A 4,940-nucleotide genomic window follows, 5' to 3' on the forward strand; every position below is an offset into this window, starting at 1 on the left:
GGGCGGGCGCCCAGCGGCTGAGCGCGGTGACGGCGCCGACCGGCACGGACCAGCTCTACGTCACGGTGCCGAGCGCCGGGCAGCTCTTCCACGCCGCGCTCCCCCGCACGGGCGGTACACCGGACGGCACCACCGCGGCCCAGCTCGTGGCGGACCTGCGCGGCGAGGCCACGAGGATCAACGTGGCCCGGGGCGCGGACGTCACCGTGTCCTCGACACTGCGCGCCGACACCGGCGGCGAGCTCGCGGTGGACGGCTCCTGCACGGACGCCAGCCGGTGGATCTCCGCCCTGGACGACGCCCAGCCGGTGCTCACGGCCGGCTGGGGCACGCCCACCACCGTCGACACGGTCCGCGTGCGCAGCGGCTACAGCAAGGCCACCGGCACGGCCGACGTGCTGCGCGCCTTCGCCGTCGAGCTGCACACGGCCGACGGCTGGGTCCCGGTGGGCCAGGTCAGCGGCAACACGCAGGGCACGGTCACGCTCACTTTCCCCGCCACCACGGCCGACCAGGTGCGGCTGCTGGTCACCGACCCGTCGGCGTCGGCCACCGACGTCGCGCGGGTCTACGAGGTCGAGGCCCTCGCCGTCGACGACTAGTCCCGCCCCACCCCCGCCCCGCACACCCACCAGCACCAAGGAAACAAGGAGAACATGCGCACCCAGACGGTAGAAGCCGACATCGTCGTCGTCGGAGGGGGCCTCGCCGGCGTCTGTGCCGCCGTCGCGGCCGCCCGGATGGGCCGGCAGGTCGTGCTGATCAACAACCGGCCGGTGCTCGGCGGCAACTCGTCGTCCGAGGTGCGGGTGTGGGTGTGCGGGGCGACCGCGCACGGCAACCAGCGGTGGGCCCGGGAGACCGGGATCATCGGCGAGATGTACGTGGAGAACCAGTACCGCAACCCCGAGGGCAACCCGGTCTACTGGGACGACGTCGTGCTGGACACGGTGCGCCGCGAGCAGAACATCCGGCTGTTCCTGAACACCGACGTCCGCGAGGTGCGCGCCACGGGGCCCGACGACGCCCGGCGCATCGAGTCGGTGACCGGCTGGACCATGGCGTCGGAGATCCTGACGACGTTCACGGCCCCGGTCTTCCTGGACTGCACCGGCGACGGGCTCGTGGGGCACCTCGCGGGGGCGCGGTACCGGCTGGGCAAGGAGAGCCACGCCGAGTTCGGCGAGGAGTGGGCGCCGCCGGAGGCGGTGCGCGAGTTCCTGGGCTCGACGCTGCTGTTCTACACGAAGGACCTGGGGCACCCGGTGAAGTACGTGGCGCCCGAGAGCGCCATCGACATCTCGGGCACGCCCATCCCCGAGCACCGCATCATCCGCAGCGGCGACTCGGGCGCGCACTACTGGTGGATCGAGTGGGGCGGCGAGCTCGACACGGTCGACGACAACGAGCGGATCCGCGACGAGCTGCGCGGCGTCATCCTCGGCATCTGGGACCACATCAAGAACTCCGGGAAATTCGACGCCGACAACCTCACCCTGGAGTGGATCGGCAACGTGCCCGGCAAGCGCGAGTACCGCCGGTTCGTGGGCGACTACACACTGCACCAGGGCGACATCGTGGGCCAGACCGAGTTCGCCGACGGCGTCGCGTTCGGCGGCTGGTCCATCGACCTGCACCCGGCCCAGGGCATGTACGCGCAGGGTGCGGGCGCCCTGCAACGCTTCTCCGACGGCGTCTTCGAGATCCCCTACCGGTCCCTGTACTCCGTCAACGTGGAGAACATGCTGTTCGCGGGCCGCGACGTCTCGGCCACGCACATCGCGTTCGGCGCGGCGCGCGTCATGGCCACCTGCGGTGCCATGGGCCAGGCCGCCGGCACCGCGGCTGCCCTGTGCGTCGAGCACGGCACCACGCCGCGCGGTGTGTACACCGACCACCTGGACGAGCTGCGCCAGACGCTGCTCGCCTGGGACGCTCCCCTGGTCGGCGTCGCGAACACCGACGAGCGCGACCTGGCCCGCCGGGCCCGCGTCACCGCCTCCAGCACCGCGACCACCGTCGCGGCCCCCGTGGCCGCCGCGACCGGCGACCCCTACGACGACTTCGACGTGCACGACCTCGACGTCGACCTCGGCATCGCGCTGCCCGTCCACCCGCGGCTGGACAGCGTGGACCTGCTGGTCTCCGCCCGGAGCGACACGACGCTGCGCGTGGAGGTGTATTCCACCGGCAAGAAGCAGAACGTGGTGCCCGCGCACCTGGAGGCGGCGACCGACGTCGTCGTGCCCGCCGGCGACCACCGCTGGGTCACGGCCCACGTGCCGTTCGCCCCGGACACACCGCAGAACGCCGTGGTGGTGCTGCGCGCCAACCCCGACCTCGCCGTGCACACCACCGCGGCCCTCCCGCCCGGGGTGCTCACCCTGGTGCACCGCGTCGACAGCGACGACCAGAACGTGCAGATCAGCACCGACGAGCTGCTCGTGCAGTGGCCCACCAAGCCGCTGCGCGGCCGGTCGGTCGTCTTCCGGTCCGCGCCGGAGACCCGTGCCCTGGCGCCCGAACGCGCCACCGGCGGGTACCACCGCAACCACGGCGGGCCGAACATGTGGGCCTCGGCGCCGCTGTCCCCGGGGCGCGACGAGTGGCTGCGCCTCGACTGGGACGAGCCCGTCACGCCCGGCGAGGTGCGGGTCGTGCTCGACGACGACCTCGACGTCGAGCTGAACACCCTGCACCACCACCGCACCCCGCACGAGGTGCTGCCCACGCTGGTGCGGGACTACCGGGTCGAGGTGCTGCCGGCCGGCGACCAGGAGTGGGTCCCCGTCGCGGCCGTCACCGACAACCGGCAGCGGCTGCGCGTGCACCCGCTGCCCGACGACGTGGGCGCCGTCCGCTCCGCGCGCCTCGTGGTGGCCGCCACCAACGGCGCCGAGCAGGCCCGCGTGGTCGCGTTCCGGGTCCAGGAGCGATGATGCCCGTCGTGTCGCCGGCCCCCCGCCGCCGGGCGGGCACCACTACGCTGTCGGTCGTGCACAGGAAAGAGCGCACCGGGATCGTGGCGCTCGCCGTGCCGGACCTGGAGGAGCCGTACTTCGCCGAGCTGACGGCGCTGCTGGTGCGGCGCGCGGACCAGCGCGGCCTGTCGGTGCTCATCCAGCAGACCGCCGGCGACCACGAGCGCGAGGTCAACGTCGCCAACGGCATCGGCCTGCCCCCGACGGACGGGCTGATCCACATCCCGCGTGCGCTGTCGGTGGCCGACCTGACGCGGCGCGCGACGCCCGGACCGCTCGTGCTGCTGGGCGAGCACATCCTGGTCAGCCCGTTCACGCACGTCACCATCGACAACCGGGCCGCGTCGTACGCCGCGACGGAGCACCTGGCTCAGGTCGGCTGCGCCCGGGTGGCGTACGTCGGCACCCGGGACGCGCGCCCGTCCGACGCCGCCGACCGGCGGTACACCGGCTACCGGGACTCCGTGGCGGCCCTGGGGCTCACCCAGGACCCGGACCTGGTGGCGCAGGTCGACGCGTTCACGCCCGACGAGGGCCTGCGCGCGGTCGCGGACCTGGTGCGGCGCGGGGTCGCGTTCGACGGCCTGGTCTGCGCGAACGACTCGGTGGCGTTCGGCGCGCTGGTCGCGCTGCAGGCCGGCGGGCGGCGTGTGCCCGACGACGTGGCCGTGGTGGGCATCGACGACGTGCGCGGCGCGCGGTTCACGGTGCCCGCCCTCACCTCGGTCGCCCCGGACAAGGAGGCGCTGGTCGAGCGCGCGCTGAGCGAGCTGGAGCGGCAGATCGCCACCCCGCCCGGCGGCAACCTGCCCGTGGAGCACGTGGTGGTCGGGGCGCGCGTGGTGCCCCGGGCCAGCACGGCCCGGTGAGTCCGGCCCTCGGGTCAGTCCTCCGGCACGACGACGAGCTCGCCGACCTGGTCCGCCAGGGTCGCGCGCGCCGCCGCGTCCAGGCCGTCGTCGACCACCAGCCGCTCCACGTCGCGCAGGTCCACCACGGTGGTCAGCCCGACGACGCCCCACTTGGAGTGGTCGGCGAGCACGACCGCCCGGCCGCCGGCGGCGAGCAGGGCGCGGTCGGTCTCGGCCTCCAGGAGGTTGGGCGTGGTCAGGCCGGCCTGCAGGTCGATGCCGTGGGCGCCGAGGAACGCGATGTCCAGGTGCAGGTGCTCCAGCGAGCGCACCGCGACGGGGCCCACCAGGGAGTCGGACGGCGTCCGGACGCCGCCGGTCAGCACCACGGACTGGGTGTACGGCTCGTCGGACCGGTCGGGACGGCGGAACACCTCGGCGACCGGCAGGGAGTTGGTCACCACGGTGAGCTCCGGCACGTCCCGCAGCTCCTGGGCCAGCACCCACGCCGTCGTGCCGCCGGACAGGCCCACCGCCATGCCGGGCTCGACCCAGGCCGCGGCGTGCCGCGCGATCACGCGCTTCTGCTCGACCTGGTGGTGCATGCGCGTCACGAAGGTGCGGTCCTGCCGCGTCGTCTCGCTCTGCCGTGCCGTGGCGCCGCCGCGCACCTTGTCGAGCTTGCCGTGGTCGGCGAGCACGTCGATGTCGCGGCGCACCGTCATGGCGCTCACCCCGAGCTCGTCGGCGAGCTCCGCGATGCTCGCGGCGCCGCGCCGGGCGACCTCCTCGACGATCCGTGCCCTGCGCTCGGCGACCAGCACACCTACCCCTTTCGACGACCGGCTCAGTGTGCCACGAGCCACGCGCCGCGCCGTCGAACCGCGCCCTGCCCGAGGAGCTCCACGTGACCGCTACCGCACCCGCCGGCCTGCCGAGCCCGTACGACCGGTGGTTCCCCGGCAGCCCGATCGACGGCACCTACGGGTACGACCGGGACGCCCTGCTCGGTGTGGAGCCGGCCGCCGAGCCGGACGGCTTCGCCGACCTGTGGCGCTCCTGGTACGCGGCGGCGCGCGACGTCGCGCCCGCCGTGGTGGCCGGGCCC

Annotated in this window: 4 protein-coding genes and 1 pseudogene; 4 read left to right on the forward strand and 1 reads right to left on the reverse strand. The window is 74.1% G+C overall.

Features of this window, described 5'->3' with window-relative positions:
- From PROKR_RS12875 to PROKR_RS12885, 3 genes are all read left to right on the forward strand, one after another.
- The coding region (locus PROKR_RS12875; protein WP_036963775.1) for a galactose-binding domain-containing protein at positions 1-602 on the forward strand (602 nt) is incomplete at its 5' end.
- Positions 603-656: 54 nt separating this feature from the next.
- Entirely contained in the window at positions 657-2,939 is a 2,283-nt protein-coding gene (locus tag PROKR_RS12880; protein ID WP_036963777.1) for an FAD-dependent oxidoreductase, read from the forward strand.
- 56 nt (positions 2,940-2,995) lie between these two features.
- Positions 2,996-3,850 carry a LacI family DNA-binding transcriptional regulator gene (locus PROKR_RS12885; protein ID WP_245605809.1) on the forward strand — a complete coding sequence of 285 codons (855 nt, stop codon included), beginning with the start codon at positions 2,996-2,998 and terminating at the stop codon, positions 3,848-3,850.
- Positions 3,851-3,864: 14 nt separating this feature from the next.
- Here the strand turns inward: PROKR_RS12885 and PROKR_RS12890 are convergent, their stop codons facing one another.
- Positions 3,865-4,656 carry a DeoR/GlpR family DNA-binding transcription regulator gene (locus tag PROKR_RS12890; protein WP_036963780.1) on the reverse strand — a complete coding sequence of 264 codons (792 nt, stop codon included), beginning with the start codon at positions 4,654-4,656 and terminating at the stop codon, positions 3,865-3,867.
- A gap of 83 nt (positions 4,657-4,739) precedes the next feature.
- On the opposite strand from PROKR_RS12890, the pseudogene PROKR_RS34800 reads away from it, so the two are divergent.
- A pseudogene (locus PROKR_RS34800) lies at positions 4,740-4,940 on the forward strand (acetylxylan esterase); the annotation flags it as partial.

The sequence above is a fragment of the Promicromonospora kroppenstedtii DSM 19349 genome (assembly GCF_000515355.1).
In the GTDB taxonomy this organism is placed as follows: Bacteria; Actinomycetota; Actinomycetes; order Actinomycetales; family Cellulomonadaceae; genus Promicromonospora; species Promicromonospora kroppenstedtii.